Origin of the sequence: Sphaerotilus natans (assembly GCF_900156335.1) — a bacterium.
Classification (GTDB): Bacteria; Pseudomonadota; Gammaproteobacteria; order Burkholderiales; family Burkholderiaceae_C; genus Sphaerotilus; species Sphaerotilus natans.
This window is the reverse complement of record NZ_FTMZ01000004.1, coordinates 173,744-198,590: the sequence shown is the minus strand read 5'-3', so window position 1 is coordinate 198,590 and position 24,847 is coordinate 173,744. Positions and strand designations below refer to the sequence as shown.

The following is a 24,847-nucleotide window of genomic DNA, read 5'->3' as shown; positions in this document are numbered from 1 at the left end:
CGACTTTACGCGCTTTTCGTTTCAAGTCGATCAGCGATGCAACGAATTTGCGATCGGGCAGGAACCGGCCGGATGGCGCGGGGGCGCGATGATGCCACGAGCGGCGATGGCTCGGAAACCTGTCGGGCCCATCTCCCGGCTCAGGACCGGGGGGACGATGCGTCCTGACGACGCCAGTCTTTCATTTCCTTCAGATCGGTGGCGCCGAGCTTGCGATGGATCACCTCGCCGTGTGCGTCGAGCACCACGGTGAAGGGCAGGCCGCCGCCGCCGTTGCCCAGGCTGCGCGCCAGCTCGGTGCCGCCGAAACCGGCCAGACCGACCGGAAAGCTCACCGGCGTGCGGGCCAGGAACTCGCGCACCGGGGTCGGGCCGTCCACCGCCAGGCCGATCACCTGCCAGCCGGACGGCCCCAGTGCAGCCTGCTCCTTGGCGAAGGCGTCGAGCTCGGGCATTTCCTTGACACAGGGCGGGCACCAGGTGGCCCAGAAGTTGATCAGCAGCGGGCGCCCGCGCAGCGCGGCCAGCGCCAGGCTGCCGCCTTCGGGCCGGTCGAACTGCATCGACCACAGCGTGCCCGCGCCGTCCGCCGGGGCGGTCGCCGCCGCCGGCACGTCATGCGCGGTCGAGCGCCACCAGAGCCCGGCCCCCGCGCTGGCCAGCGCGGTGCCGCCCGCCAGCATCATCCAGGTCCTGCGTCGCATCAGTCCTCCTCCGCCTGCTTGTCCAGAAGCCTGCGCAGCGCCGCCAGGTCGCCGCGCTGGGTCAGGCCGCGTGCGTCCGCCTTCAGCGCGCCGCGCAGGTCGTCATGATCGAGCACCGAGAGGAACACCGTCACCGTCTCGCCCAAGGCGGGACAGCGCGAGGCCAGCGACAGCACGTCGATGTCGCGCCCCTGCGGCCCGCGCGTGCTGGCGATGTCGAAGTCGACGCCGCGGTCGAGCAGTGCGATCTCGGCCGACTTGCCGTCGTCGCAGTAGAGCTCCAGGTGCAGTGCCGACAGCCGCGTGGCGGTGCCGCGCCAGACCGCGCCGGTCAGGTGCGGGCGAAAGGCGGCCATGCGCTCCATCCAGACGGTGGCCAGCTCGCGCAGCGCGCGCAGCTCCTCCGGCTGGGTGTCGGCGCAGAAGATGTCGAGGTACTCGCGCACCGCGTCCTCGACCTCGTCGTTGCCGGGCAGCTCGGTCTGGCGCGCGCCGCGGCCCAGGTCGCGGGCGGCGCGGCGCTTGGCCGGGCCGTACTCCAGTCCTTCCTCGACGACGAGGCGGGCGGCGGCGGCAGCGATCTCCGCAGTCAGTGGCGTGGACATCCTGGCGATCCTCGCAGGGTTGGGAACTCAGCGCGGTGGCTGCACCGCGCCCATGCGCGCGGCGATGGTGCCGGCGCGGCTTGTCAGATAGCCCGAGCCGGGCCGGCGCTCGAAGCGCTTGGGCGCGGGCAGCATGACCGCCAGCCGCGCGGCCTGCACCGCCCCGAGCCGGCGCGCATCGGTGCGGAAGTAGTGGCGCGCGGCGGCCTGCGCCCCGAACAGGCCCTCGCCCCACTCGACATGGTTCAGGTAGATCTCGAGGATGCGCCGCTTGCTCAGCAGCGCCTCGAGCATGAAGGTGATGACAAATTCCTGCGCCTTGCGCGCTGCGGTGCGCTCGCCCGACAGGAAGAGGTTCTTGGCCAGCTGCTGGGTGATGGTCGAGCCGCCGACCACCTTGGGTTCGACCCGCGGCGGCGGCTCGGCCGGCGCCCGGCCGCGCGCCAGCGCCTGCTGCTGGCGCCGCTCGAGCTGCTCGTTGCGGCGCTCGGCCACCGCCTCGGCGCGCTGGTTGCGCTCCCAGGCCTTCTCGATCGCGTCCCACTCTACGCCGCTGTGCTCGACGAAGCCGGCATCCTCGCTGGCGATGACCGCGCGCGCGATCGGCAGGCCCAGTTCCTCGTAGTCGCGCCAGTCCTGCGCCCAGTCGACGCTGCCCTGGGTGGTGGCCAGACGCCAGATCTCGCTGCGCTGGAAGGTGGTCGAGGCCGGATCGATCACCGTCATCAGCGCGATGCGCAGCAGGAAATACAGCTGCAGCGCCAGGCCTGCGAGCAGCACCAGCACCAGCAGCCGGCCCAGCCGGGCCGGCCAGGACAGCGTCGCGACAGGGGCGTCCGACATCGCGGGTCTCTCCGGGCGGGCTGTTTCAGCGCGGTGCGTCGACCAGCGCGCGCAGCTCGGCCAGCACCGGCGCGGTGTCGGGCCGCACGCCGCGCCAGGCCAGGAAGGCTTCCGCCGCCTGCTCGACCAGCATGCCCAGGCCGTCGCGGCCGGTGGCGCCGTGCGCGCTCGCCCAGGCCAGGAAGCCGCGTGCGCCCGAGCCATACATCATGTCCAGCGCCAGCGCGCCCGGGCGCAGCACCTCGGCCGGCACCGGCACGCCCGCGCCCGACAGGCTGGAGGCGGTGCCGTTGATCACCACGTCGAAGGCCTCGCCGGGCGCCTCCAGCGCCGCGATCTGCAGCGCCACGCCGTGCTCGCGCGCCAGCGCGGCATGGCGCAGCGCCAGCGCCTGGGCCTTCTCGGCGGTGCGGTTGGCGATGACGATGCCGGCGGGCCGCGCCTCGATCAGCGGCCCGAGCACGCCCGCGGCCGCACCGCCGGCGCCGATCAGCAGCACGCGCCGGCCGGCCAGCGCGACACCGGCGTTCACCGTGATGTCGCGCACCAGGCCGGCGCCGTCGGTGTTGTCGCACCACCAGCCGCCGTCGGCCTCGGCGTCGAAGCGCAGCGTGTTGGCGGCCTGCGCCAGCTCGGCGCGTGGCGTGCGGCGCGCCGCCAGCTGCCAGGCCTCGAACTTGAACGGCACGGTGACATTGCAGCCGCGCCCACCGGCCGCAGCAAAGCCGCGCACCGTCCCGGCGAAGTCGTCCAGCGGGGCCAGCAGGCGCTCGTAGACCAGCGTCTGGCCGGTCAGGGCGGCGAAGCGGGCGTGGATGGCGGGGGAGCGGCTGTGCTCCACCGGGTGGCCGATCACGACATAGCGGTCCATGGCAGCAGGCGGGCGTGAGAGTGACTGAATGAAGAAGGGCGCGGGCGAGGGGCGGCGCGTCAGCGGCCCTGCGGCGCGTTCTGGTTTTCCTCGACCGTCGCCTGCAGGCCCTGCTCGCGGGTGAAGCGGAAGCGCGAGACAAAGACCAGCCGGTCGAACTGCGCGCGCATCTGCGGCGTGAAGTGGCCGTAGGGGCCGGCGCCGCGCACGATCGACTGCGCCTTGCGGTCGAGCAGCCGATTGCCGGAGGTCTGGATGATCTCGGCCTCGACGACGCGGCCCAGGCTGTCGATCTCCAGCAGCATGCTCAGCTCGCCGTAGAGCTTGACGCCCTTGTCCTCGGGAAAGTTGCGCGTGCCGATGTCCTCGATGCGGCTGCGCAGCGTGTCGTAGTAGATCGCGTGCACGCCCTCGCGGGCCGAGGGGCTGACATAGCGCCGGCGCGGGCGGGCGTTCTCGTCGTTGATGCGCTTCTCGATCTGCGCGAGCTGGTCGAGCAGCTGGCGGCGGCGCTCCTCTTCGGCGCGTGCGGCCGGACTGTCCTGCGCCGAAGGCCGAGCCGGGTCGGTGGCGGCCAGACGGGCGAGCTCGCGCTTCATCTGCGCCAGCAGCTGCATCTGCTGCAGCTGCATCTGCTCGATCTGGCGCTGCGTTTCCTCGAGCGAATCGCCCGCCTGATTGACCGGTGCCGGCGGCAGCGGCGAGGTCGCCCGGCCCTGCTCGGCATCGCCCCCGCCGGCCAGGTTGCGCTGCGCGATCACCTGCGCCTGGGTCGGCGCCTCGGCGGAGCTGGCGTTGACCAGCACCACCTCGAGCGAGGTGTCCTGCAGGATGCGGTCGAAGGCTTCCGGATCGACCACCCGCAGCGTCAGCAGGGCGGCATGCACGCCCAGCGACAGCAGCAGGGCGATCTGGAGGTTCGAGAGTTGCTTGAGGCGCTGCATCGGCGGGGCGTGGAGGCGGGGAGGAGGCAAAGGGGCCGGGCTCAGGCGGCCGGCGCGCCGCCGTCGGCCGCGGCCGGCGTGTCGGCATCGGCCACGTCGATGGCCAGGGCCAGGCCAGTGGCGGCGGCCTCGGCGCCTTCCTCGGCCTCGTCCTCGAGCGCGGCGTCGTCGTCCGCGCGGGTCGGATCGTCCAGGCGGGCGATGACGCTGCCGCCGATCTCCAGCGTCAGCAGGTCCGGCTCGCCCAGGCGCACCCGCACCCGCGCGCCACGCGGCAGGCCGTCGGCGCCGACCGCGCGCAGCACCAGGGGCAGCGTGTCGGCGCGCACCAGGCCGTCCTTCATCGCGGCGCAGTCGAGCTCGGTCACGCCGTTCTGCTGCAGCCAGCGCAGCGTCCAGTAGCGCTCGATGCCGTTCTGGAAGCCGTTGTAGGCCGAGTAGGCCGCGTCGAAGCCCGAGATGATCGCGAACAGCGCGGTGTCCTTGGGCTTGAAGTGCGCCGCCAGCGCCGCGGTGCGACCGTGGCGCGCGCAGGCGATGATCTGCCACTGGTTGACCAGATCGACATAGCGGCGCAGCGGCGAGGTCGCCCAGGTGTAGTGCGCCACGCCCATGCCGGCGTGCGGCAGCGCCTTGGTCGACATGCGCACCTTCACGCCCGGCGCCATGCTGGCCTGGCTGCGGTAGATGCCCGGCACGCCCAGCTCGGCCAGCCAGCCGCCCCAGGTGTTGTTGGCCAGGATCATCGCCTCGGCGACGATGGTGTCGAGCGGCGCGCCACGGCGGCGCTCGCTGATGAGCACCGTCTCGCGGCCCTCGGGCGGCGCCACCGGCGACTGGCCGTCGGCATCGACGAGGCGGAAGTTGTAGTCCGGCCGGTTGAAGTTCTCCGGCTTGCCGCGCACCACCTCGCGCTGGGCCTTCAGATGCTTGGCCAGGCGCCAGCCGAAGGCCAGCTCGGGCGCGAAGTCGAAGTCGGCGGGCGCCTCGCCGCTCAGCGCCGCCTCGGTCACCACCGCGTCGAGCTTGTCATGGCGCAGGTTGGCGACGATGGGCACGCGTTCGAGCTTCGTCTCGGTGGACTTCACCGCCAGCGTCGCCTCGTCCATCGTGACGTAGAGCGACACCGCCGGGCAGTCGCGGCCCTCCTGCAGCGTGTAGCTCTGCACCACCTCGTCGGGCAGCATGGTCAGCTTCCAGCCCGGCATGTAGACGGTGGAGAAGCGATCGCGCGCTACCTTGTCCACGGCCGAGTCCGGCTGGATCGCCAGCGCCGGCGCGGCGATGTGCACGCCGAAGACGATGGTGCCGCTGCCCAGGCCCTGCACCGAGAGCGCGTCGTCGATCTCGGTGGTGGCCGAGTCGTCGATCGAGAAGGCGCGCACGCCCGCCGCCAGCGGCAGCTCGTCGCGGATCTCGGGGGCCACCAGCGAGGCGGGGAAGTTCGTGCCCTTGGGGAACTGCTCGAACAGGAAGCGGCGCCAGTGGAACTGGTAGGGGCTGTCGATGGCGCCCGCGGCCACCAGCAGGTCCAGCGGCGCGCGCTGGGCCTTCTTCGCGGCGTCGACCACCGCCTTGTATTCCGGCGCGTTCTTGTCCGGCTTGAACAGGATCTTGTAGAGCTGCTCGCGCACCGGCTGGGGGCACTGGCCGGCGACCAGCTCGGCCGCCCAGCCTTCGATCTGCGCGGCGAGCTGCGCCTTCTTCTCGATCGCGAGCAGGGCCGCCTTCACGATGTCCTCGGGCGCCTTGCGGAACTGGCCGCGGCCCATGCGGCGGAAATAGTGCGGCGCGCCGAACAGGCGGAACAGCGCCGCGGCCTGGTGCGTCAGGCCGGCGCCGGCGTCGAAGTAGTCGCGCGCCAGATCCGCGAAGCCGAACTCGCCCTCGGGCGCAAATTCCCAGGCCAGGTCCAGGTCGATCTCCTCGGCCAGGCGCTGGCCCTCGGCGATCAGCACCGCCGGCGCGGGCTTGTCGAACTTCAGCAGCACGTTGGCCGCCTTGACCTTGACACGCTTGCCCGAGTCCAGCTCGACCTGCATCGAGCTCTCGGCCTCGGACAACACGCGGCCGGCGAGGAACTTCCCGGCGTCTTCGAAGAGGGCATTCATAGGGCCCGGATTGTCGCCGATGGCGAGCCCGCCCGGCGTGGCTGCCCGCCTGCGCGGGCATGACGGTGCAAGCTTGCCCGTCACCCTCGCGGAGGCCGTGGCCCACGCGCGCCCGCCCCGTCACCCTCGCGCAGGCGAGGGCCCACGCAGGGCACCCGCACCCCGGCCACCCCGGCACGCCCTCTGCATGTCATGACCCGTTCACCCTCATCACGCAGCATCGCGACATTTCTTCACATCCGCCCGGAGCCGCTCCATGCCCTGCCTGCGTCCCACCTCTGCCCGCCGTTTCCGGCCGACCCTGCTGGCGCTGATGGCCGCTGCCGTGCTGGGCGCCTGCGCGACCGATGATAGCGACAGCAGTGTCGCGCCCGCGCCGAGCTATGCCGCGCTGGAGCTCAACATCGCCCACATCAACGACCACCACTCGCAGCTGGAGGCTTTTGCCGGCACCGAGCTGACGCTCGACGGCGTGGCCACGCAGGTCGACCTGGGCGGCTTTGCCCGGCTGACGACGCTGTTCAAGGCGCAGCAGCAGGCCGGCACGAAGAACCTGCTGAAGCTGCATGCGGGCGATGCGCTGACCGGCTCGCTGTACTACACCTTCTTCAAGGGCGAGGCCGACGCGAAGATGATGAACACCGTCTGCTTCGACGCGGTCGGCTACGGCAACCACGAGTTCGACGACGGCGACGGCGTGCTCAAGACCTTCGTCGACCAGCTGCTGGGCGGGGGCTGCGGCACCACGGTCGTCTCGGCCAACGTCGTGCCGGCGACCGGCTCGCCGCTGGCGCCGACGGGCACGCCGGTGCACCAGCCCTACCTGATCAAGACCTACGACGGCGTGCAGGTCGGCATCATCGGCATCGACATCGCCGGCAAGACGACCAATTCCTCGCGCCCGCTGGCGACGACGCAGTTCCTCGACGAGACCACCACCGCGCAGAAATACATCGACGAGCTCAAGGCCCGCGGCGTGCGCCACATCGTGCTGCTGACCCACCAGGGCTACGAGGCGGACAAGAAGATGGCCGCGGCGCTGAGCGATGTCGACGTGATCATCGGCGCGGATTCGCACACGCTGCTGGGCGACTTCACCCGCTTCGGCCTGAGCAGCTCGGGCGCCTACCCGACCGTCGTGCAGAACCGCTCCGGCGAGACGGTCTGCATCGGCCAGGCCTGGGAATACAGCAAGGTCTTCGGCCTGATGAATGTCAAGTTCGACACCCGCGGCGCGGTGGCGAGCTGCGGTGGCCAGGCCTCGCTGGTGATCGGCGACAGCTTCAAGCGCAAGAACACGGCCGGCACCTTCGTCGCGGTGGATGCCGCGACCCAGGCGACGCTGAGCGCCCGGCTGGCCACCGACGCTGGCATCCAGGTGACGGCGCCTGACACGGTGGCCGCCGGCGTGCTGGCCGGCTATACCGCGCAGGTGGATGCCCAGAAGGCCCGGACCATCGGCACCGCCAGCCAGGCGCTGTGCCTGGTGCGGGTGCCGGGCGAGACGACCAACCGCTCCGGCGGCGTCGCCGGCTGCGAGAGCGCCAACACGCTGGCACGCGGCAGCGATGCGGCGCAGGTGGTGGCCGAGGCCTTCCTGCGCGCGAGCAAGCGCGCCGACATGGCGCTGCAGAACGCCGGGGGCGTGCGCACCGCGATCGCCGCGGGCCCGATCACGATGAACACCGCGTTCACCGTGCTGCCCTTCACCAACGTGCTGGTCGAGCTGGAGGTCACCGGCGCGCAGATCGTCGCGGCGCTGGAGGACGGGGTGGCCAACCACCTCGACAGCGCGCAGTCGAACGGCTCGCACCCCTACGCGGCCGGCCTGCGCTGGACGCTGGACCTGAGCCAGCCCAAGGGCAGCCGCTTCAGCCAGGTCGAGGTGAAGAACCGCAGCACCGGCGCCTGGTCGGCGATCGATCCGGCCCGCAGCTATGTGCTGGTCACCAACGACTTCGTCGCCAGCGGCAAGGACGGCTACGCCACCTTCGCGCCGATCTACGCGGCGGGCAAGTTCGTCAACACCTATCTGCTCTACACCCAGACCTTCGCCGACCATGTCACCGCGCTGGGCACGGTCGCCCGGCCGGCGGCGGCGGACTACTCGCACCAGAAGGTGACGACGAAGGCGGGCGTGGTGCTGCCCTGAGCCCGGAGCGGGGGGGCGCCTCAGACCGTCAGCCCGCCCGCCACTTCCAGCACCGCGCCATTCACATAGCTGGCATCGTCGCTGGCGAGGAAGGCGTAGACGCTGGCGATCTCCTCCGGCCGGCCCAGGCGGCGCAGCGGTACCTCGGCGCGCATCTGGTCCATCACCTTGTCGGGAATGGTCGAGAGGATCGGTGTCTCGATGAAGCCCGGGGCCACCGCGTTGACGCGGATGCCCTTCGGCCCCAGCTCGCGGCTCCAGGTCTTGGTGAAGCCGATGACGCCGAACTTGGCGGCGGCATAGTTGGTCTGACCGAAGTTGCCGTAGATGCCGACGACCGAGCTGGCGTTCAGGATCACGCCCGAACCCTGCTCGACCATCGTGTCCGTCACCGCCTGGGCGCAGTGGAAGACCGCGCGCAGGTTGACGTCGATGACCGCGTCGAACTGCTCGAGCGTCATCTTCTGCAGCCGCGCGTCGCGGGTGATGCCGGCGTTGTTGATCAGCACGTCGATGCGGCCGAACTGCGCCTTGACGGCGGCGACCATCGCATCGACCGCCGCGCGGTCGGTGACGTCGACCGCAAAGCCTGTCGCCTGCGCGCCGGCCTCGCGACACTGTGCGACCGCGGCGTCCACCGCCTCGGGCTTCATGTCGCAGACGATGACGATCGCGCCCTCGGCGGCGAACTTCAGCGCGGTGGCCAGGCCGATGCCCTGGGCGGCGCCGGTGATGATCGAGACCTTGTCCTTCAGTCGCATGCGTGTCTTTCGGCAGGGGGGTGGGAATCGTGGGGCAGGCGCAGGAAGCGCAGCATCGCGTCGCGGTGATCATCGAAGCTGCTGAGCGCGTGGTCGCCGCCCTCGAGCACATGCAGCTCGGTGGCGGCGTGGCGCGCGGCCATCTCGCGCCAGTCCAGCACCTCGTCGCCCTGCGCGACCCAGGTCTGCATCCGGCGCGCCGTCGTGGCCGCAGCGGCGCGGGCGGCCGCGTCGATCGTCTCCAGCTCGGCGATGAATTCCGGGCGGAAGAAGAAGCGCGTCTGCGGATCGTGCCAGGCGGTCTGCTCGCCGATGTACTTCGCCAGGTCGCGCGCCGGGTGCACCGCCGGGTTGATCAGCACCGCGCGCCAGCCGCCGTCGCCCGCCAGCGCGGCCGCGTAGAAGCCGCCCAGCGAGCTGCCCATCACCGCGCGCCGGTCGACCGGCCAGTCGCGTGTGCCTTCGCGCACCAGGGCCATCGCCTCGGCCGGCGAGGGCGGCAGCTGCGGGCACCACCAGGTGAGTCCGGGCTGCGTCGCCGCCCAGGTCGCCATCTTGGCCGCCTTCATCGACTGCGGCGACGAGCGGAAGCCGTGCAGGTAGAGCAGGTGCGTGGTCGGAGGGCGCGCGGCGCCGGTCATGCTCAGGCCTTCTTCGCGGCCAGCGCGTCCAGCAGCTTGGCGTGGATGCCGCCGAAGCCGCTGTTGCTCATGCACAGCACATGGTCGCCGGGGCGCGACAGCCGCACCACCGCATCCACCAGCTCGGGGATCGAGCCGTAGACCCGCGCCTGCTTGCCCATCGGCGAGAGCGCCTCGGCCGCGTCCCAGCCCAGGCCGCCGCTGTGGCAGAAGGACAGGTCGGCCTCCTCCAGCGCCCACGGCAGCTGCGACTTCATCGTGCCGAGCTTCATCGTGTTGGAGCGCGGCTCGAAGACGGCCAGGATGCGCGCCTGGTCGCCGACGCGCCGGCGCAGGCCGTCCACCGTGGTGCGGATCGCCGTCGGATGGTGGGCGAAGTCGTCGTAGACCTTGATGCCGCCGGCCTCGCCGCGCAGCTCCATGCGCCGGCGCACGTTCTCGAAGCGGCCCAGCGCCTCGGCGGCCACCGCCGGCGCCACGCCGACATGCTCGGCCGCGGCGATGGCGGCCAGCGCGTTGAGCTGGTTGTGCTCGCCCAGCAGGCTCCACTCGACGCGGCCGACCTTCAGGCTGCCGCGCAGCACGTCGAAGGCATGCGGCTCGCCGCGGGCGCGCAGCGCGCCGGGCTCTTCCTTGCGGGCGCCGAAATGCTGCACCGGGCTCCAGCAGCCGCGCGCCAGCACCCGCTTGAGCGCCTCCTCGCGGATGTTGACCACCAGCCGGCCCTGCGACGGCACGGTGCGCACCAGGTGGTGGAACTGCGTCTCGATGGCGGCCAGGTCGGGGAAGATGTCGGCGTGGTCGTGCTCGAGGTTGTTCAGGATCGCGGTGCGCGGGCGGTAGTGGACGAACTTGCTGCGCTTGTCGAAGAAGGCGGTGTCGTACTCGTCGGCCTCGATGACGAAGGGCGTGCGCTCGCCGGTCGCCCCGAGGCGGCCCAGCCGCGCCGACACGCCGAAGTTCTGCGGCACGCCGCCGACCAGGAAGCCCGGCTGCAGCCCGGCGGCCTCGAGGATCCACGCCAGCATCGAGGTGGTGGTCGTCTTGCCGTGCGTGCCGGCCACCGCCAGCACATGCCGCCCGGCCAGCACGTTCTCGGCCAGCCACTGCGGTCCGCTGACATAGGGCAGGCCGGCGTCCAGGATGGCCTCCATCAGCGGGTTGCCGCGGCTGACGACATTGCCGACCACGAACAGGTCGGGCTTCAGCGCCATCTGCTCGGGCGCGAAGCCCTCGATCAGGTCGATGCCGAGCGCGCGCAGCTGGTCGCTCATCGGCGGGTAGACGTTGGCGTCACAGCCGGTGACGCGATGACCGGCCTCGCGGGCCAGCGCCGCGACGCCGCCCATGAACGTGCCGCAGATGCCGAGGATGTGGATGTGCATGACGGCGATTCTAGGATCCGGCTCAAGGTCCGCCGAGCGGAGTCCCCCTAGACTGGCAAGCTTCCGGGCCCCGCATCTGCCGGGGCTGTGGCTTGACCGAAATGAAAACCGAGAGGTACCTCTGATGCGCATCGGCATGCTCACCGGCGGCGGCGACTGCCCCGGCCTGAACGCGGTCATCCGCGCCGTCACCAAGTCGCTGATCCGCCAGTGCGGCGCCGAGGTGATTGGCATCGAGGACGGCTTTCTCGGCCTGATCGAGCGCCGGGTGCGCCCGCTGGGCTGGGACGAGGTCAGCGGCATTCTGGCCACCGGCGGCACCATCCTGGGCACCAGCAACACCGCCAGCCCGTTTGCCTGGCGCGGCCGCGACGTCTCGGCCGAGGTCGTCGCCTACCAGCACGAGCTCGGGCTCGACGCGCTGGTGACCATCGGCGGCGACGGCACGATGACGATGGCGGCGCGGCTCGGCGAGGTTGGCGGCGTGCCGATGGTGGGCGTGCCCAAGACCATCGACAACGACATCGCCGGCTGCGAGCGCAGCTTCGGCTTCGACACCGCGGTGGCCACCGTGACCGAGGCGCTCGAGCGCGTCCAGACCACCGGCCAGAGCCACGGCCGGGTGATGATCGTCGAGACGATGGGCCGCTACGCCGGCTGGATCGCGCTGGAGGCGGGCCTGGCCGGCGCGGCCGACGTGATCCTGCTGCCGGAGATCGACTTCGATGTCGAGCGCATCGCCGCCGTCTGCCGCGAGCGCCATGCGCGCCGCCGCGCCACGCTGATCTGCATCGCCGAGGGCGCCAAGCCGGTCGGCGGCGCGCTGACGGTCGAGCGCACGGTGGCGGGCAGCCCCGACCCGATCCGGCTGGGCGGCGTGGCGCACCTTCTGCGCGAGCGGCTGCAGCCGCTGGTCCAGGCCGAGGTGCGCGCCACCGTGCTCGGCCATGTGCAGCGCGGCGGCAGCCCCACGCCCTTCGACCGGGTGCTGGCGACGCAGTACGGCAACGAGGCCGCGCACCTGCTGCGCCGGGGCCAGTTCGGGCGGATGGTCACGCTCCAGGGCGGTCAGCTCGCCAGCGTGCCGCTGGCCTCGGTGGCGGGTCAGAACCGCCGCGTGCCGCTGGATCACCCGCTGCTGGTCTGCGCGCGGGAGATCGGGGTGAGTCTGGGAGAGGCCGGCTGAGGCCTTGGCCGCGCTGCCGTCATCCTCGCGAAGGCGAGGACCCACGCCTGCCGCCGGCTTTGGCTCGTCGTGGGTGCCCGCCTTCGCGGGCATGACGATCTGCCGGGGCCAGATCGGCTCATGGCGACCGTGTGCTCTCGCCCAGCGCCGCCTCGATCATCGCCACCAGCGCCTCGGCCGACGGCGAGAGGTCGGCGCGGCGGCGCATCGCCAGCAGCAGCTGGCGCTCGACCGCCATGCCGTGCAGCGGCTGCACCTTCAGGTCGAGGGCCTGCGCGTACAGCGCCGCCGCGGCCTCGGGCAGGATGGCCAGGCCCAGGCCGCAGGCGACCATGCGGCACATCGAGTCGAAGCTGCGCACCTGCACGCGAATGCGCGGCGTGTGGCCCGCCGTCTCGGCCGCGGCCATGACCTTGCGGGTCAGCGAGGCGCTGCGCGGCAGCGTGACCAGGTCGTGCGCGAAGGCGGCCGCCACCGGCACGCTCGCGCCCTGCGCCAGCGCATGCGCCCGGGGCACCAGCAGCACCAGCCGGTCGATGTTGCACAGCCGCGTCTCCAGGCCCTCGCAGGGCACGTTGTCGCCGATGACCGCCAGCTCGGCCAGGCCCTTCTGCACCGCGCGCACGCCGTCCTCGCTGAGCGCGTCCTCCAGGTCGATGCGCACCTGGGGGTGGCGCGCCGCATAGGCCGACAGCAGCCGGGGCAGGAAGCCGCCGAAGGCCGAGGGGTTGGCCCACAGCCGCAGGTGCGCGTCGGCGCCGCCGTGCACGTCCTCGACCGCCAGCGCCAGCTGCTCCAGCCGGGCGATCACCTCGATGGCGTGGCGGTGCAGCAGCTGGCCGCTGGCGGTGGTGCTCACGCCGCGCTGGCCGCGCTGCAGCAGCGTCAGGCCGCAGTGCTGCTCCAGCTCGTTGATGCGCTTGCTGGCCGCTGCCAGCGAGATGCCGAAGCGGTCGGCGCCGGCCGTCAGGCTGCCGGCGTCCACCACCGCGACGAACAGGCGCAGCGAGACAAGGTCGAAACGGTTCAGGTTGATCACGGGGCAAGGGCTCCAGCGCCGGGCGGCGCGCCCTCAACGCAGGTCGAAGGCGGCCTCAATCGATGGCGAATGGCGCGATCGTGCCTGATGTCCGACGATGCGTGCAGCCCGGCCCGTCCGGGTCATGGATCGCAGATACCGCAGATACCAAGCCGAGGCAGCGCGCGCTGCCCACCAGGAGACAAGCCATGCCCCTTTCCCTCGTGTCGCGCCGCCCGGTGCTGGCGCTGTGCGCCGCAGCGGCGGCCGCCGCCGCCCTGCCGCTGCCGGCGCTCGCCCAGGCCGCCTGGCCGAACAGGCCGATCACGCTGGTCGTGCCCTTTCCGGCCGGCGGCGGCACCGATGCCTTCGCGCGGCCGCTGTCGGCGCAGCTCACGAAGCAGCTCGGCCATCAGGTCATCATCGACAACAAGGGCGGCGCGGGCGGCAACCTGGGCGCGGGCGTGGCGGCCAAGGCCGCGCCCGACGGCCAGACCTGGTTCATGGGCGGCGTGCACCACACCATCGCGCCGTCGATCTACCCGAAGCTCGACTACCACCTGGCGAACGACTTCGTGCCGGTCGCGCTGGTGGCCAGCGTGCCGCAGGTCATCGTCGTCAACCCGCAGAAGGTGCCGGTCAAGGACCTGAAGGAGCTGCTGGCCTTCATCCGCTCCAAGCCGGGGCGGCTGACCTACGGTTCGGCGGGCAACGGCTCCTCGCACCACCTGGCCGGCGAGCTGTTCAAGATGCAGACCGGCACCTTCATCACCCACATCCCGTACCGGGGCGCCGGCCCGGCGCTGCAGGACCTGATGGGCGGGCAGGTGGACATGATGTTCGACGGCCTGGGCTCATCGGCCACGCATCTCAAGGGCGGGCGGCTGCGCGCCATCGCGGTGGCCGGCGACAAGCGCGCCCCCGGCTTTCCCGACATCCCGACCGCGGCCGAGGCGGGCGCGCCGACCTACAAGGTCGCGACCTGGTACGGCCTGTGGGCGCCGAAGGGCACGCCCCGGGAGATCGTCGACAAGATGGGCGCCGAGCTGAGGACGGTGCTGGCCAGCCCCGAGCTGAAGGCGGCGTGGAACAACCTTGGCGCCGAGACGCCGACGCTGGCCGGCAAGGACTTCGGCGACTTTGTGGCGGCCGAGACCAAGCGCTGGGCCGAGGTGGTCAAGGCGGGCAACATCAAGGCCGACTGAGCGATGGATCACCGCCCCTGGAACCAGCGCCAGCAGGACCGCCAAGCCCGCCTGGCCCGCGCCGCCGAGGCGCTCGGCCCGCGACTGAGCGGCCGTCATGTCGCCACCGGCGCCGTGACCGACCTGTTGCACGCGGTGATCGAGCCGCACGACCGCGTCTGCCTCGAAGGCAACAACCAGAAGCAGGCCGACTTCCTGGCCCAGGCGCTGGCCAGCCTCGACCCGGAGCGGGTGCACCACCTGCACATGGTGCAGTCGGTGCTGGCGCTGCCCGAGCACCTCGACCTGTTCGAGCTGGGCCTGGCCTCGCGGCTGGACTTCAGCTTCTCCGGGCCGCAGGGCGCGCGGCTGGCGCGGCTGGTGTCGCAGGGGCGCATCGAGATCGGCGCCATCCACACCTACCTGGAGCTGTTCTCGCGCTACTTCGTCGATCTCACGCCGAAGATCTCGCTGGTGGCGGCGCAGGCGGCCGACCGGCACGGCAACCTCTACACCGGCCCGAACACCGAAGACACCCCGGCCATCGTCGAGGCCACTGCCTTCTCGGGCGGCATCGTCATCGCGCAGGTCAACGAGGTGGTGGACGGCGCGCTGCCGCGCGTGGACATTCCCGCCGACTGGGTCAGCTTCGTGGTTCCGGCGCCGCGGCCGAACTTCATCGAGCCGCTCTTCACCCGCGACCCGGCGCAGATCAGCGAGATCCAGGTGCTGATGGCGATGATGGCCATCAAGGGCATCTACGCCCGCTACGGCGTGCAGCGCCTGAACCACGGCATCGGCTTCGACACCGCCGCCATCGAGCTGCTGCTGCCCACCTACGGCGAGTCGCTGGGCCTGAAGGGCAAGATCTGCCGGCACTGGGCGCTGAACCCGCACCCGGCGCTGATCCCGGCCATCGAGGCCGGCTGGGTCGAGTCGATCCATTCCTTCGGCTCGGAGCTGGGCATGGAGGACTACATCCGCGCCCGCTCGGACGTGTTCTTCACCGGGCCGGACGGCAGCCTGCGCAGCAACCGCGCCTTCAGCCAGGCCGCGGGCCACTACGCCTGCGACCTGTTCATCGGCTCGACGCTGCAGATGGACCTCGACGGCAACAGCTCGACCGCCACGCTCGGGCGCATCGCCGGCTTCGGCGGCGCGCCGAACATGGGCGCCGACGCGCGCGGGCGACGCCACGCCAGCCCGACCTGGCTGCAGGCCGGCGAGGAGTCGCGCCGCGGCCGCCACGGCGCCGCGGGCACGCCGCGCGGCCAGAAGCTGGTGGTGCAGATGGTGGAGACCTTCCGCGAGCACATGCAGCCGGCCTTCGTCGAGCGGCTCGACGCCTGGACGCTGGCCGAGCAGGCGCGCATGCCGCTGCCGCCGATCATGATCTACGGCGACGACGTGACCCACATCCTCACCGAGGAGGGCATCGCCAATCTGCTGCTGTGCCGCAGCGACGAGGAGCGCGAGCAGGCCATCCGCGGCGTGGCCGGCTACACGCCGGTGGGCCTGGGCCGCGACCGGCGCCTGGTCGAGAACCTGCGCGACCGCGGCGTGATCCAGCGTCCGGCCGACCTGGGCATCGATCCGCGCGACGCCACCCGCAACCTGCTGGCCGCGCGCAGCATGCGCGACCTGGTGCGCGCCTCGGGCGGTCTGTACCGCCCGCCCCAGCGCTTCCGCAACTGGTGAACCGGCCGCCTGGTGACGGCCTGGTGGCGGCGAGAGATCGGAGAACACGACGATGAACACCCCCCCCGCAGGGATCGAAACCCTGGACTTCTCGTACGAGGGGCGCCATCCGGTCGGCCCCTTCGCCCCCGTGCTGGTCGGCGTGGTCGGCTCGGGCCACCTGGAGGTGCTGCTGGAGCCGGCCGAGCCGCCGGCCTGCCGGGTGCAGGTCGAGACCTCGGCGCATGGCTTTCGCCCCATCTGGCAGGCGGTGATGGACGACTTCCATGCCCGCCACGGCCTGGCCGGCGTGCGCGTGTCCATCCACGACATGGGCGCGACCCCCGCGGTGGTGAGCCTGCGGCTCGACCAGGCGGTGGCCGAGCTGTCCGCGGGAGGCCGGCCATGAGCGCGATCAGCTATTCGGAATGCACCGCGCGCGAGCGCGTCGCCCACCTGGCCGACGCTGGCAGCTTCCACGAGTGGCTGCCGCCGGCCGAGCGCCTGACCAGCCCGCACCTGGCGCAGCTCGGCGTGCCCTCGGCCTTCGATGACGGCGTCGTCATCGGCCGCGCCACGCTGGGCGGGCGGCCGGTGTTCCTGGCGGCGCAGGAGGGCGCCTTCCTGGGCGGCGGCGTGGGCGAGGTGCATGGCGCCAAGCTCGTCGGCCTGCTGCGGCGCGCGCTGCGCGAGCGCCCCGACGCGGTGCTGCTGCTGGCCGACTCGGGCGGCGTGCGGCTGCACGAGGCCAACGCCGGCCTGATCGCGGTGTCGGAGGTGATGCGCGCGGTGCTGGACGTGCGCGCCGCCGGCATCCCGGTGGTGGTGCTGGTGGGCAGCGCCAACGGCTGCTTCGGCGGCATGGGCATGGTCGCGCGCTGCACCGACCATGTCGTGATGAGCGACATCGGCCGGCTGGCGATGTCCGGCCCCGAGGTGATCGAGTCCTCGCACGGCGTCGAGGAGTTCGACGCCCGCGACCGCGCGCTGGTCTGGCGCACCACCGGCGGCAAGCACCGCTGGCTCACGGGCGACTGCGACGCGCTGGTCGAGGACACGGTGGCCGATTTCCGCGCCGCCGCCCTGGCCGCGCTGGATGCCCGCGCGCCGGTGACGCTGGCCGTGCTGGAGGCCGAGCATGCGCTGCTGCGCCGCCGCCAGGCGCTGCTGGAGGCCACGCCCGTGCCCGCGGGCGAGGACGACGCGGTGACGCTGTGGCGCCGCCTGGGTGTGGCCGAGGCCGCGCGGGTGTCCGATCTGAACGTGGACGAGGTGCGCGGCCTGCGCACCGTCTGAAGAAGGCCCCTCCCATGAACTGGACCGCATTGGCCGAGGCGCTGTTCGGCACCGGCCCCGCGCCGCACGGCATCACCCAGGACGGCGACTTCCTGCACGGCACGGTCGTCTTCGACGGCGCGCCGCTGACGGTGGTCGGCACCACGAACCACGCGCCCATCGGCGTGGACCTGGCGCTGCGCCAGGCCCGCGTGGTGCTCGACACCGTGCGCGATCACCCCGGACGACCCATCCTGCTGCTGATCGACACCCAGGGCCAGCAGCTGCGCCGCCGCGACGAGCTGCTGGGCATCCACCGCGCCATGGCCCATCTTGGCCAGGCCATCGACCTGGCGCGTCGCCAGGGCCACCGGGTGCTGGGGCTGGTCTATGACCAGGCGCTGTCGGGCGGCTTCATCACTTCGGGCCTGATCGCGGACGCGTGCGACGCGCTGCCCGGCGCCGAGATCCGGGTGATGCGCCTGCCGGCGATGGCGCGCATCACCAAGCTGGCGCCCGAGCGGCTGGAGGCGCTGTCGCGCGACAACCCGGTGTTCGCGCCCGGCGTGGACAACTACGTGGCGATGGGCGGCGTGCGCCGCCTGTGGACGGGCGACCTGGCCGCCGCGCTGCGCGCCGCCCTGGCCGAGGCGCCCCGCACCGACGTGCGCGCCGACGACGGCCGGGCGCGCGGCGGCCGGCGCCTGGCCGCATCGGTGATCCAGCGCGTGCTGGACGCGGCGTGAAGGCGCGGCCGCCATGCCCCCGCTGCACCGCCATCAGCTCGTCCACCTGAGCGCCTCAGGCTGGGCCGGCGTGCTCGACCAGCCCCAGGTGCCGCTCGCGCGGTCCTGCCTGACCTTCTGGGCCCAGAACGACCTGCCGCTGGTCGTGACCCGTCAGCCCGACGGGCGGGCCGCCTCCTCGGCGCCCGCGATGCTGGCGCTGGGCCTGCCCGCGCCTACCGCCTGGCAGCGCCTGCGCCTGGCGCTGCAGGTGCCGGCCACCGCGGTGGCCTGGCTGGACGAGTTTCCCGCAGCGAGCCAGGTGATGCGCCTGCTGCCGGCGGCGGCCCGCGCGCCGATGCAGCAGCTGCTCGCGGACCTGGCGGCCGTGTCGTGCCCGGCGCGGGTGCATGGCAGCCACGGCTGGCAGCTGGTCAGCGGCCAGGACTGCCTGCGCCCCGGTTCCGATCTCGACCTGTGCCTGCCGGTGCGCGAGGCCGCCCAGGCCGATGCGGTGGTGACGGCGCTGGCGGCGCAGGAGCGCTCGGCGCTGCCGCGCCTGGACGGCGAGCTGACCTGGCCGGACGGCTCGGCGGTGGCCTGGCGCGAATGGGCCGCCTGGCGCGCCGGGCGCACCCGCGAGGTGCTGGTCAAGCGGCTGCACGGCGTGGCGCTGGAGCGGCCCGAGCATCGCCTGGCCAGGGAGCGGGCATGAGCGCGCTGCCTTGCCTGCCGCTGCTTGCCGCCGCGGTCGAGCGCTCCGACGCCGCGCTGATCCTGGGCCGCGCCGCCACCGTCGCCCTGCACGACGAGCTGGCGCTGGCCCCCAAGCCGGGGCTGGTGTCCTTCGTCGACAGCGGCAGCCACACCGACATGGACGCCTCGACCTTCCTGCGCAGCCTGTTCTCGCTGCGCCGGGCCTTTCCGGCCTTTGCCCGGCTGGGCGCGGCCGGGGCACCCTTCGCCGCGCTGGAGCAGGAGGGCCTGGCGGCCGAGGCCCGCATGCTGCGCGCCACCGGCGGCATCAACACCCACCGCGGCGCGATCTTCACGCTGGGCCTGCTGTGCGCGGCGGCGGGGCGGCTGCGCGCGCGCGGGCAGGCGCTGCGGCCTGAAGGCGTGCGCGAGTCGCTGCGCCAGGGCTGGGGCGAGGCGCTGGCGGCACGGGCCGAGCGGGCGGCGGGCGCGTTGTCGAACGGCGCGATCGCCGCGCGCCGCCACGGCCTGCGCGGCGCCGGCATCGAGGCGGCCGAGGCCTTCCCCGCGCTGTTCGAGGTGGTGCATCCGGCGCTGGAGGCCGCCCTGGCGCGCGGCCTGGGCGCCGAGCGCGCGCGGCTGCAGGCGCTGTTCGCAGCGATGGCGGTGCTCGACGACACCAATCTGGCCCACCGCGCCGGGCTGGCCGGGCTGCGTGACGTGCAGCAGCGCGCGCGCGACTTTCTCGCCGCCGGCGGCGCGGCCGCGCCCGAGGCGATCGAGCGCGCTCGGGCGCTGCACCGCGACTTCGTCGCGCGGCGCCTGTCGCCCGGCGGCGCGGCCGACATGCTGGCCGCCGCCTGCTGGCTGCACCGGGTGAGCCGGTGACGCTGGCACTGCTGTTTCCCGGCCAGGGCACGCAGCACCCGGATCTGCTGCCGTGGCTGGAGCGCACGCCCGCCTGCGCGCCGGTGCTGGCGGCGATGGTCGCGCGGATCGGGCCCGACTGGCGCGCGGTGCTGGCCGACGCCGAGCGCGCCAGCGACAACCGCTTCGCCCAGCCGCTGCTGACCGGCCTCTCGCTGGCGTGCTGGGCGGCGCTGGCGCCGGGGCTGCCGGCGCCGGGCGTGATCGCCGGCTACAGCGTGGGCGAGCTGGCCGCGGCCAGCGCCGCCGGCCTGTGCGACGCCGCCACCGCGCTGACGCTGGCCGCGCAGCGCGCCGAGCGCATGTCGCAGGCGGCGGCGCTCACGCTGCCGGGGCGTGCCTCGGGGCTGCTGGCGCTCTCCGCGCTGGACGAGGCGCGGCGCGAGGCGCTGTGCGCCCGCCACGGCCTGGCGCTGGCGATCCGCATCGCGCCCGACAGCGCGATCGTCGGCGGCCCGGCCGAGGCGCTGGACGCCGCTCAGGCCGAGCTGGAATCGCAAGGGGCGGGCGTGCGCATCACCCGGCTGGCGGTGCGCATCGCCTCGCACACGCCCTGGATGGCGCCGGCGGCGACCGCCTTCGCCGAGGATCTGGCCGCGGCCGGGCTGCTGGCGCCGCGCACCTGGCTGGTCGGCAACGCCGATGGCGCGGCGCGGCGCGACCGGGCCGGCGTGCTGCGCGGGCTGGCCGCGCAGATCGCCGCGCCGGTGCGCTGGGACGTCTGCCTGGACAGCGTGGCCGAGCGCGGCGCGCGCTGCGTGCTGGAGGTCGGCCCCGGGCGCACGCTGGCGAAGATGTGGCAGGCGCGCCATCCGCACATTCCGGTGCGCTCGGTCGAGGACTTCGGCTCGCCCCAGGCGGTGGTGGACTGGGTGGAGCGCACGCTGCGGTGAAGGCCGTTCGGCCTTCCCGGGCGCCCGTCGATCAGAGGCTGGCCAGATACTTGGTCAGGGTCGCGACGTTCTTGTCGTAGGCCGTCGATTCGCCGAGGGACAGGCTCGGCTTGCGCACGAAGAACTCGAACGGCAGCTCGCGCGTCGCGAAGAACGGCAGGAGATTGTCAGGCTGCAGCGTGTCGCCATTCAGGCCGATCGCCCAAGTCTTGCTCTTATATTCGTTGAGGACGGCGATCGTGGCATTGACCAGCGCCTTTTCGTTGGCCTTGACCTTGTTGGTATAGGAATTCAGGACATTGATGTTCTTGTCATAGGCGCTGGCGTCGCCGAGGCTCACGTCCTTGCAGCGGACATAATAGGTGAAGGGCAGCTCGCGATTCGTGAAGAACGCCAGGAAACTGTCGGGGACGAGGGTATTTCCCGTCAAGCCGATACCCCAGTTCTTCGTCTTGTAGTCATTCAGCGCGGCGATGAGGGTCGTGATCGACTTGATCTCGGTCTTGGCGTTGACATTGATGCTCATGGTAGCTCCCTTTGATAAGACAAGAAAATTGAAAGATGTTTTCCTACTCGTCTGGCTTTTCGGTTCCGCCCCGGACTGATGTGGTTTCCGGATTCCACTGAAATGATTTTTGTCGTCGATGTCGTCGATGAATTGATTCTTCCGGATCTGGAAGGGGTTGCCAATGAGGCTTTGGTCGTAGGTTCGGGCCAGGGCTGGGACCTTGGTCCCGGCGAGCGTGTGCGAATTCATGCGGTCTCGGGTCGGTGCGCCAGGGGCTGCCCCTTGGGCAGGGGGGATCCGTGAGATCTGTTGGGACAGCAGGGGCTCCGACCGATCCGGTCCTAGGCACCCATGCCCTGAAGTGATCAAATCATCTGATTCCCGTTACCACGCTGTCCGATGAAGTTTCTGCTTGTGGATGACCACCCGATGTGGCGGCAGGGCATGGTCTTGTTCCTGCGGGGTCATGCGGCCGCGACGGACGTGCTGGAGGCGGCCAGCGGCCTCGAGGCGCTGGATCTGGTCGAGCGGCATGACGATCTGGCTCTCGCTCTGGTCGATCTCGACATGCGCGGCATGGGCGGGCTGGAGACGGTCACGCGGCTGCGCGAGCGCCGTCCCGGGCTGCGGTCGGTGGTGCTGTCGGCCTCGGACCGGCAGGACGACGTGTGGCGAAGCCTGTCGGCGGGGGCCTGCGGCTTCATCTCGAAGTCGGCCGATCCTCAGGAGATGAAGTCGGCCCTCGGCGAGGTGATGGGCGGGCGGCCCTGCGTGCCGACGCTGGGGACGCCGAGCGGGGCGGCCGTCGTTCCGGGTCAGGCCTCCCGGGCGGCGTCACCCTGCAGCCTGACGCTGCGGCAGCAGGAGGTCATGTCGCTGATGTGCCGTGGCCTGCCCAACAAGAGCATCGCGCAGGAGCTGTCGCTGACCGAGAAGACCGTCAAGGTCCACGTCGGGGCGATCTTCAAGGTCCTGGGCGTGACGAACCGGACCCAGGCGGTGATCGCCGCACGCGGTGGCGCCGGATGGGGCGCGGCGCTCCTGTAGGGCCGGCGGCGGTGGTCAGGGCGTGCCGGGCCCGGCCAGGCGGGCGATCGTGGCCTTCAGCAGATCGGGATCGACCGGCTTGTGCAGCAGCTGGTGACCGGCGGCGCGGGCCTCGCGCAGGCGCTCGGGCGCGGTGTTGCCGGTGATCAGCAGGGCGGGCAGGTCGGTGTTGAATTCCTCCCGCAGCGCCTCGATGGCCTCCAGGCCACCGGCGCCGTGTTCCAGGCCGAGGTCGGAGATGATCAGGGCGGGCAGGTCCGGGTCGCGGGTGGCGGCCGCCCGCAGGGCGTCCAGCGTGCCGGCTAGGACCGGCTGCCAGCCCCAGCGCGCCAGCAGCAGGCCCAGCGCGGCCAGGATCGACGGGTCGTCGTCGAGCACCAGCACGCGCCGGCCGGCGGTGCCGGGAGCGGGCGGGGGCACAGGTGGCGCTTCTGCGGGTTCGGGCCGCGGGTCGGGCGCCGTCATCGGCAGCACGACGCCGATGGCCGTGCCGTGGCCGGGCCGCGAGCGCATCTGGATCGGATGGTCGAGCAGCCTTGCCAGGCGCTGCACGATGGCTAGGCCCAGCCCGATGCCCTGCCGCTCCGCGGACGGCGCCTGAAGCTGGACGAACTCCTGGAAGCAGCGGCGCTGCTCCTCCTCGCTCATGCCGAGGCCGGTGTCGATGACCTGCACTTCGATGTGTGCGCCCCGCCGGCGCCCGCCCAGCACGACGCGACCCCGCTCGGTGTAGCGGACGGCGTTCGACAGCAGGTTGCGCACGATGCGCTCGAGCAGAACGGGGTCGGTCCGCACCGTGAGCTCGGGGGCGTGCAGGCGCAGATCCAGGCCCTTGGCCTGGGCCAGCGGCCGGGCCTCCTCGGCCAGCCGCCGCAGCAGCGGGCGCAGCGCTACGGCATGCGGCCGGACTTCCACCACGCCGGCGTCCAGGCGCGAGATATCCAGCAGCGACGAGAACAGCGTGCCCAGCGTGCGCACCGCCTCGCCGATGTGCTCGACGATCGGGCGCGCCGGCGTCGGCAGCGTCTCCTGCCGCAGTGTGCCCACCAGCAGCGACAGCGTGTGCACCGGCTGGCGCAGATCGTGGCTGGCGGCGGCCAGGAAGCGCGACTTGGCCAGATTGGCCTGCTCGGCGGCCTCTTTCTGCTCGCGCAGGCGCTCGGCCAGCATGGCGATCTCGAAGCGGGCCCGCAGCGACTCGACCAGCTTGCCGTTGAGCGTGCGCGCGAAGCGGATCGTCAGCAGCGAGTAGGCGAACACGGACAGCGCCACCGCCTGATAGAGCGAGCCGCCCAGCCAGAGGCTGCCGCTGACGGCGCCGATCGCGCAGGGCACGAAGAAGGCCATGAAGGCGGGCAGGTGGATGGTCTGCGAGTGCAGCGAGCTCGACACCATGCCCGCCAGCATGAAGATCACCAGCAGGTGGTGCTCGATCCGGCCATGCGGCAGGAAGACCAGCGCACCGCCGGCCCACAGCAGGCCGGAGCTCAGCGAGATCGCGGTGTGTCGCCGCAGCAGCGACTCGGCCTGGGTCGGCCAGTCCTGGCGCCGGGCGGCGTGGCGCCACAGCAGCAGGCGCAGCGCCGAGTGCAGCGCGAGCAGGGCCAGCCAGACGCCCAGCCACGCGTGGGGCACGACGCCGGCCAGCACGCCCGTCTGCGCGGCCGCCACCAGCAGGCTGCCGAGCACGATGAAGGGCGTGTTGCGCTGGAGCGCGGCCAGCTGGTGCAGCCGGACGCGGCGGGCATGCGGATCCTCGGGCATGGCGCGCGGCGTCGGCGTGGGGGGGCGGCTGGCGGGAGGCTCAGTCCTCGACGACCAGCGTCTGCATGCCCGTCCACTCCTCGCCCGGGCTCAGGCGCACCGGGTTGCCGATCTGCGCGGCCTCGACGCAGAGCATCTGCGGCCAGTCCTCGTCGGGCATGTCGGGCAGGCTGGCGCACTTCTCGGGGCCGGGGTTCCAGACCACCGTGTCCTCGAACTGGCTGGCGATGATGCGCACCTTGCGGCCGGCCTCGCGCAGCAGCAGCTCGCGCGGCGCCTCCCAGTAGATGCGGTCGAGCTCCTGGGCGATGGTCACCACATCGACCCACTGCTGGCGCGGCTGGTCGAGCACCGCGTCCTGGTAGTTCACGCCCTGCAGGCCTTCGAGCTGCGCGCGGCCCACGTCGCCGCAGCGCAGGTAGGTGTGCAGCGCGGCCTGGAAGTCGATCGTGCTGTCGCCGGTGTTGATGACGGCCAGCTCCATTTCCAGGCGGCGGCTGTCCACGCTGACGGTCATCTCCAGCGCGAAGCCGTGCGGCCAGATCGCGCGGGTGGCCTCGTCGGCCTCCAGGCGCAGCACCGCGAAGGCGTGCTCGCCGCGCATGGTGGCCTCCTGCAGCGTCCAGGCGCGGTTGCGCGCGAAGCCGTGCTTGGGCAGCGGACCCTGCTGGTTGAACTGCGGGAAGATCACCGGCACGCCGCCGCGCACCGCGGCCGTGCCGCCCAGCGCGCTGGTAGGCGAGAGGTAGAGCTGCTCCTCGCCGAGCGCGGGGATCCACGACACGACATGCGCGCCGTGCAGCAGGACGGTGGCCTGCGCGCCGGCGGGCGAGCGCAGGTGCACGGCCGGCTGGCCGTCGAACAGGCAGGCGCCGGTGGGTTGCGAGGCGCGGGGCAGGGCGGTGTCGTCGCTCATCGTGCGTGGGGAGC

24 protein-coding genes are annotated in these 24,847 nt (G+C 72.4%); 11 read left to right on the top strand and 13 right to left on the bottom strand.

Going from position 1 to position 24,847, the window contains the following annotated elements; translation table 11 throughout:
* Positions 1-140: 140 nt before the first annotated feature.
* The 6 genes from BW996_RS05615 to BW996_RS05590 are packed head-to-tail and all read right to left on the bottom strand — an operon-like array spanning position 141 to position 6,078.
* Positions 141-704 carry a TlpA family protein disulfide reductase gene (locus tag BW996_RS05615; RefSeq protein WP_037480932.1) on the bottom strand — a complete coding sequence of 188 codons (564 nt, stop codon included), beginning with the start codon at positions 702-704 and terminating at the stop codon, positions 141-143.
* Positions 704-1,309: a hypothetical protein gene (locus BW996_RS05610; protein ID WP_037480935.1), complete on the bottom strand. Its 606-nt coding sequence runs from the start codon at positions 1,307-1,309 to the stop codon at positions 704-706. Before BW996_RS05610 ends, BW996_RS05615 begins: the two co-directional genes overlap by 1 nt.
* Before the next feature lie 27 nt (positions 1,310-1,336).
* Positions 1,337-2,152 carry a transglycosylase domain-containing protein gene (locus BW996_RS05605; protein WP_051631825.1) on the bottom strand — a complete coding sequence of 272 codons (816 nt, stop codon included), beginning with the start codon at positions 2,150-2,152 and terminating at the stop codon, positions 1,337-1,339.
* Positions 2,153-2,177: 25 nt separating this feature from the next.
* Positions 2,178-3,023: a shikimate dehydrogenase gene (aroE, locus tag BW996_RS05600; RefSeq protein WP_037480937.1), complete on the bottom strand. Its 846-nt coding sequence runs from the start codon at positions 3,021-3,023 to the stop codon at positions 2,178-2,180.
* 59 nt (positions 3,024-3,082) lie between these two features.
* A complete protein-coding gene (locus BW996_RS05595) occupies positions 3,083-3,967 on the bottom strand; it encodes an energy transducer TonB (protein WP_037480939.1) in 885 nt (294 codons plus the stop codon).
* A 41-nt stretch (positions 3,968-4,008) separates the two neighbouring features.
* Complete coding sequence (locus BW996_RS05590) at positions 4,009-6,078, bottom strand: RNB domain-containing ribonuclease (protein WP_037480941.1); 2,070 nt, start codon at positions 6,076-6,078, stop codon at positions 4,009-4,011.
* Between the two features lie 256 nt (positions 6,079-6,334).
* Between BW996_RS05590 and BW996_RS05585 the strand changes: the two genes are divergently transcribed.
* The gene (locus BW996_RS05585) at positions 6,335-8,230 is read left to right on the top strand and encodes a bifunctional metallophosphatase/5'-nucleotidase (protein ID WP_037480943.1); all 1,896 of its coding nucleotides are present in this window, start codon (positions 6,335-6,337) and stop codon (positions 8,228-8,230) included.
* Between the two features lie 20 nt (positions 8,231-8,250).
* Here the strand turns inward: BW996_RS05585 and fabG are convergent, their stop codons facing one another.
* Genes fabG through mpl form a run of 3 tightly spaced genes read right to left on the bottom strand, consistent with a single transcriptional unit; the run spans position 8,251 to position 11,017 of the window.
* Positions 8,251-8,991 (bottom strand): 3-oxoacyl-ACP reductase FabG, encoded by a 741-nt coding sequence (fabG, locus tag BW996_RS05580; RefSeq protein ID WP_037480945.1) that lies wholly within the window; start codon positions 8,989-8,991, stop codon positions 8,251-8,253.
* Positions 8,982-9,632, bottom strand: a complete 651-nt coding sequence (locus tag BW996_RS05575; RefSeq protein WP_051631826.1) for a YqiA/YcfP family alpha/beta fold hydrolase — start codon at positions 9,630-9,632, stop codon at positions 8,982-8,984. The genes fabG and BW996_RS05575 overlap by 10 nt, the downstream gene beginning before the upstream one ends.
* A 2-nt stretch (positions 9,633-9,634) precedes the next feature.
* A complete protein-coding gene (gene mpl, locus BW996_RS05570) occupies positions 9,635-11,017 on the bottom strand; it encodes a UDP-N-acetylmuramate:L-alanyl-gamma-D-glutamyl-meso-diaminopimelate ligase (RefSeq protein WP_037480947.1) in 1,383 nt (460 codons plus the stop codon).
* Positions 11,018-11,141: 124 nt separating this feature from the next.
* Here mpl and BW996_RS05565 point away from each other — a divergent pair, with 124 nt between their 5' ends.
* Positions 11,142-12,203 (top strand): 6-phosphofructokinase, encoded by a 1,062-nt coding sequence (locus BW996_RS05565; RefSeq protein WP_037480949.1) that lies wholly within the window; start codon positions 11,142-11,144, stop codon positions 12,201-12,203.
* Between the two features lie 118 nt (positions 12,204-12,321).
* Here the strand turns inward: BW996_RS05565 and BW996_RS05560 are convergent, their stop codons facing one another.
* Positions 12,322-13,242: a LysR family transcriptional regulator gene (locus BW996_RS05560; RefSeq protein WP_037480951.1), complete on the bottom strand. Its 921-nt coding sequence runs from the start codon at positions 13,240-13,242 to the stop codon at positions 12,322-12,324.
* A gap of 188 nt (positions 13,243-13,430) precedes the next feature.
* Between BW996_RS05560 and BW996_RS05555 the strand changes: the two genes are divergently transcribed.
* Genes BW996_RS05555 through BW996_RS05520 form a run of 8 tightly spaced genes read left to right on the top strand, consistent with a single transcriptional unit; the run spans position 13,431 to position 20,598 of the window.
* Complete coding sequence (locus BW996_RS05555) at positions 13,431-14,426, top strand: Bug family tripartite tricarboxylate transporter substrate binding protein (RefSeq protein ID WP_037480954.1); 996 nt, start codon at positions 13,431-13,433, stop codon at positions 14,424-14,426.
* 3 nt (positions 14,427-14,429) lie between these two features.
* Positions 14,430-16,103, top strand: a complete 1,674-nt coding sequence (gene mdcA / locus BW996_RS05550; RefSeq protein WP_037480957.1) for a malonate decarboxylase subunit alpha — start codon at positions 14,430-14,432, stop codon at positions 16,101-16,103.
* A 52-nt stretch (positions 16,104-16,155) separates the two neighbouring features.
* Positions 16,156-16,491, top strand: coding sequence for a malonate decarboxylase acyl carrier protein (mdcC, locus tag BW996_RS05545; protein ID WP_037480959.1), 336 nt, complete (start codon positions 16,156-16,158; stop codon positions 16,489-16,491).
* Positions 16,488-17,378, top strand: coding sequence for a biotin-independent malonate decarboxylase subunit beta (locus BW996_RS05540; RefSeq protein WP_037480960.1), 891 nt, complete (start codon positions 16,488-16,490; stop codon positions 17,376-17,378). The genes mdcC and BW996_RS05540 overlap by 4 nt, the downstream gene beginning before the upstream one ends.
* Positions 17,379-17,392: 14 nt before the next feature.
* A complete protein-coding gene (locus BW996_RS05535; protein ID WP_037480962.1) occupies positions 17,393-18,103 on the top strand; it encodes a biotin-independent malonate decarboxylase subunit gamma in 711 nt (236 codons plus the stop codon).
* 13 nt (positions 18,104-18,116) lie between these two features.
* The gene (gene mdcG / locus BW996_RS05530) at positions 18,117-18,797 is read left to right on the top strand and encodes a malonate decarboxylase holo-[acyl-carrier-protein] synthase (RefSeq protein WP_037480965.1); all 681 of its coding nucleotides are present in this window, start codon (positions 18,117-18,119) and stop codon (positions 18,795-18,797) included.
* Positions 18,794-19,666 (top strand): triphosphoribosyl-dephospho-CoA synthase MdcB, encoded by an 873-nt coding sequence (gene mdcB / locus BW996_RS05525; protein WP_051631827.1) that lies wholly within the window; start codon positions 18,794-18,796, stop codon positions 19,664-19,666. The genes mdcG and mdcB overlap by 4 nt, the downstream gene beginning before the upstream one ends.
* Positions 19,663-20,598, top strand: coding sequence for an ACP S-malonyltransferase (locus BW996_RS05520; protein WP_037480967.1), 936 nt, complete (start codon positions 19,663-19,665; stop codon positions 20,596-20,598). The genes mdcB and BW996_RS05520 overlap by 4 nt, the downstream gene beginning before the upstream one ends.
* A gap of 31 nt (positions 20,599-20,629) precedes the next feature.
* On the opposite strand, the gene BW996_RS05515 is transcribed toward BW996_RS05520, so the two are convergent.
* Positions 20,630-21,355 (bottom strand): hypothetical protein, encoded by a 726-nt coding sequence (locus BW996_RS05515; protein WP_241461931.1) that lies wholly within the window; start codon positions 21,353-21,355, stop codon positions 20,630-20,632.
* A gap of 150 nt (positions 21,356-21,505) precedes the next feature.
* On the opposite strand from BW996_RS05515, the gene BW996_RS05510 reads away from it, so the two are divergent.
* A complete protein-coding gene (locus BW996_RS05510; protein WP_037480971.1) occupies positions 21,506-22,153 on the top strand; it encodes a response regulator in 648 nt (215 codons plus the stop codon).
* A gap of 15 nt (positions 22,154-22,168) precedes the next feature.
* Here BW996_RS05510 and BW996_RS05505 read toward each other — a convergent pair whose 3' ends face one another.
* Both BW996_RS05505 and BW996_RS05500 read right to left on the bottom strand, forming a co-directional pair.
* The gene (locus BW996_RS05505) at positions 22,169-23,917 is read right to left on the bottom strand and encodes an ATP-binding response regulator (protein ID WP_051631828.1); all 1,749 of its coding nucleotides are present in this window, start codon (positions 23,915-23,917) and stop codon (positions 22,169-22,171) included.
* 40 nt (positions 23,918-23,957) lie between these two features.
* A complete protein-coding gene (locus BW996_RS05500) occupies positions 23,958-24,833 on the bottom strand; it encodes a D-hexose-6-phosphate mutarotase (RefSeq protein WP_051631829.1) in 876 nt (291 codons plus the stop codon).
* Positions 24,834-24,847 lie beyond the last annotated feature (14 nt).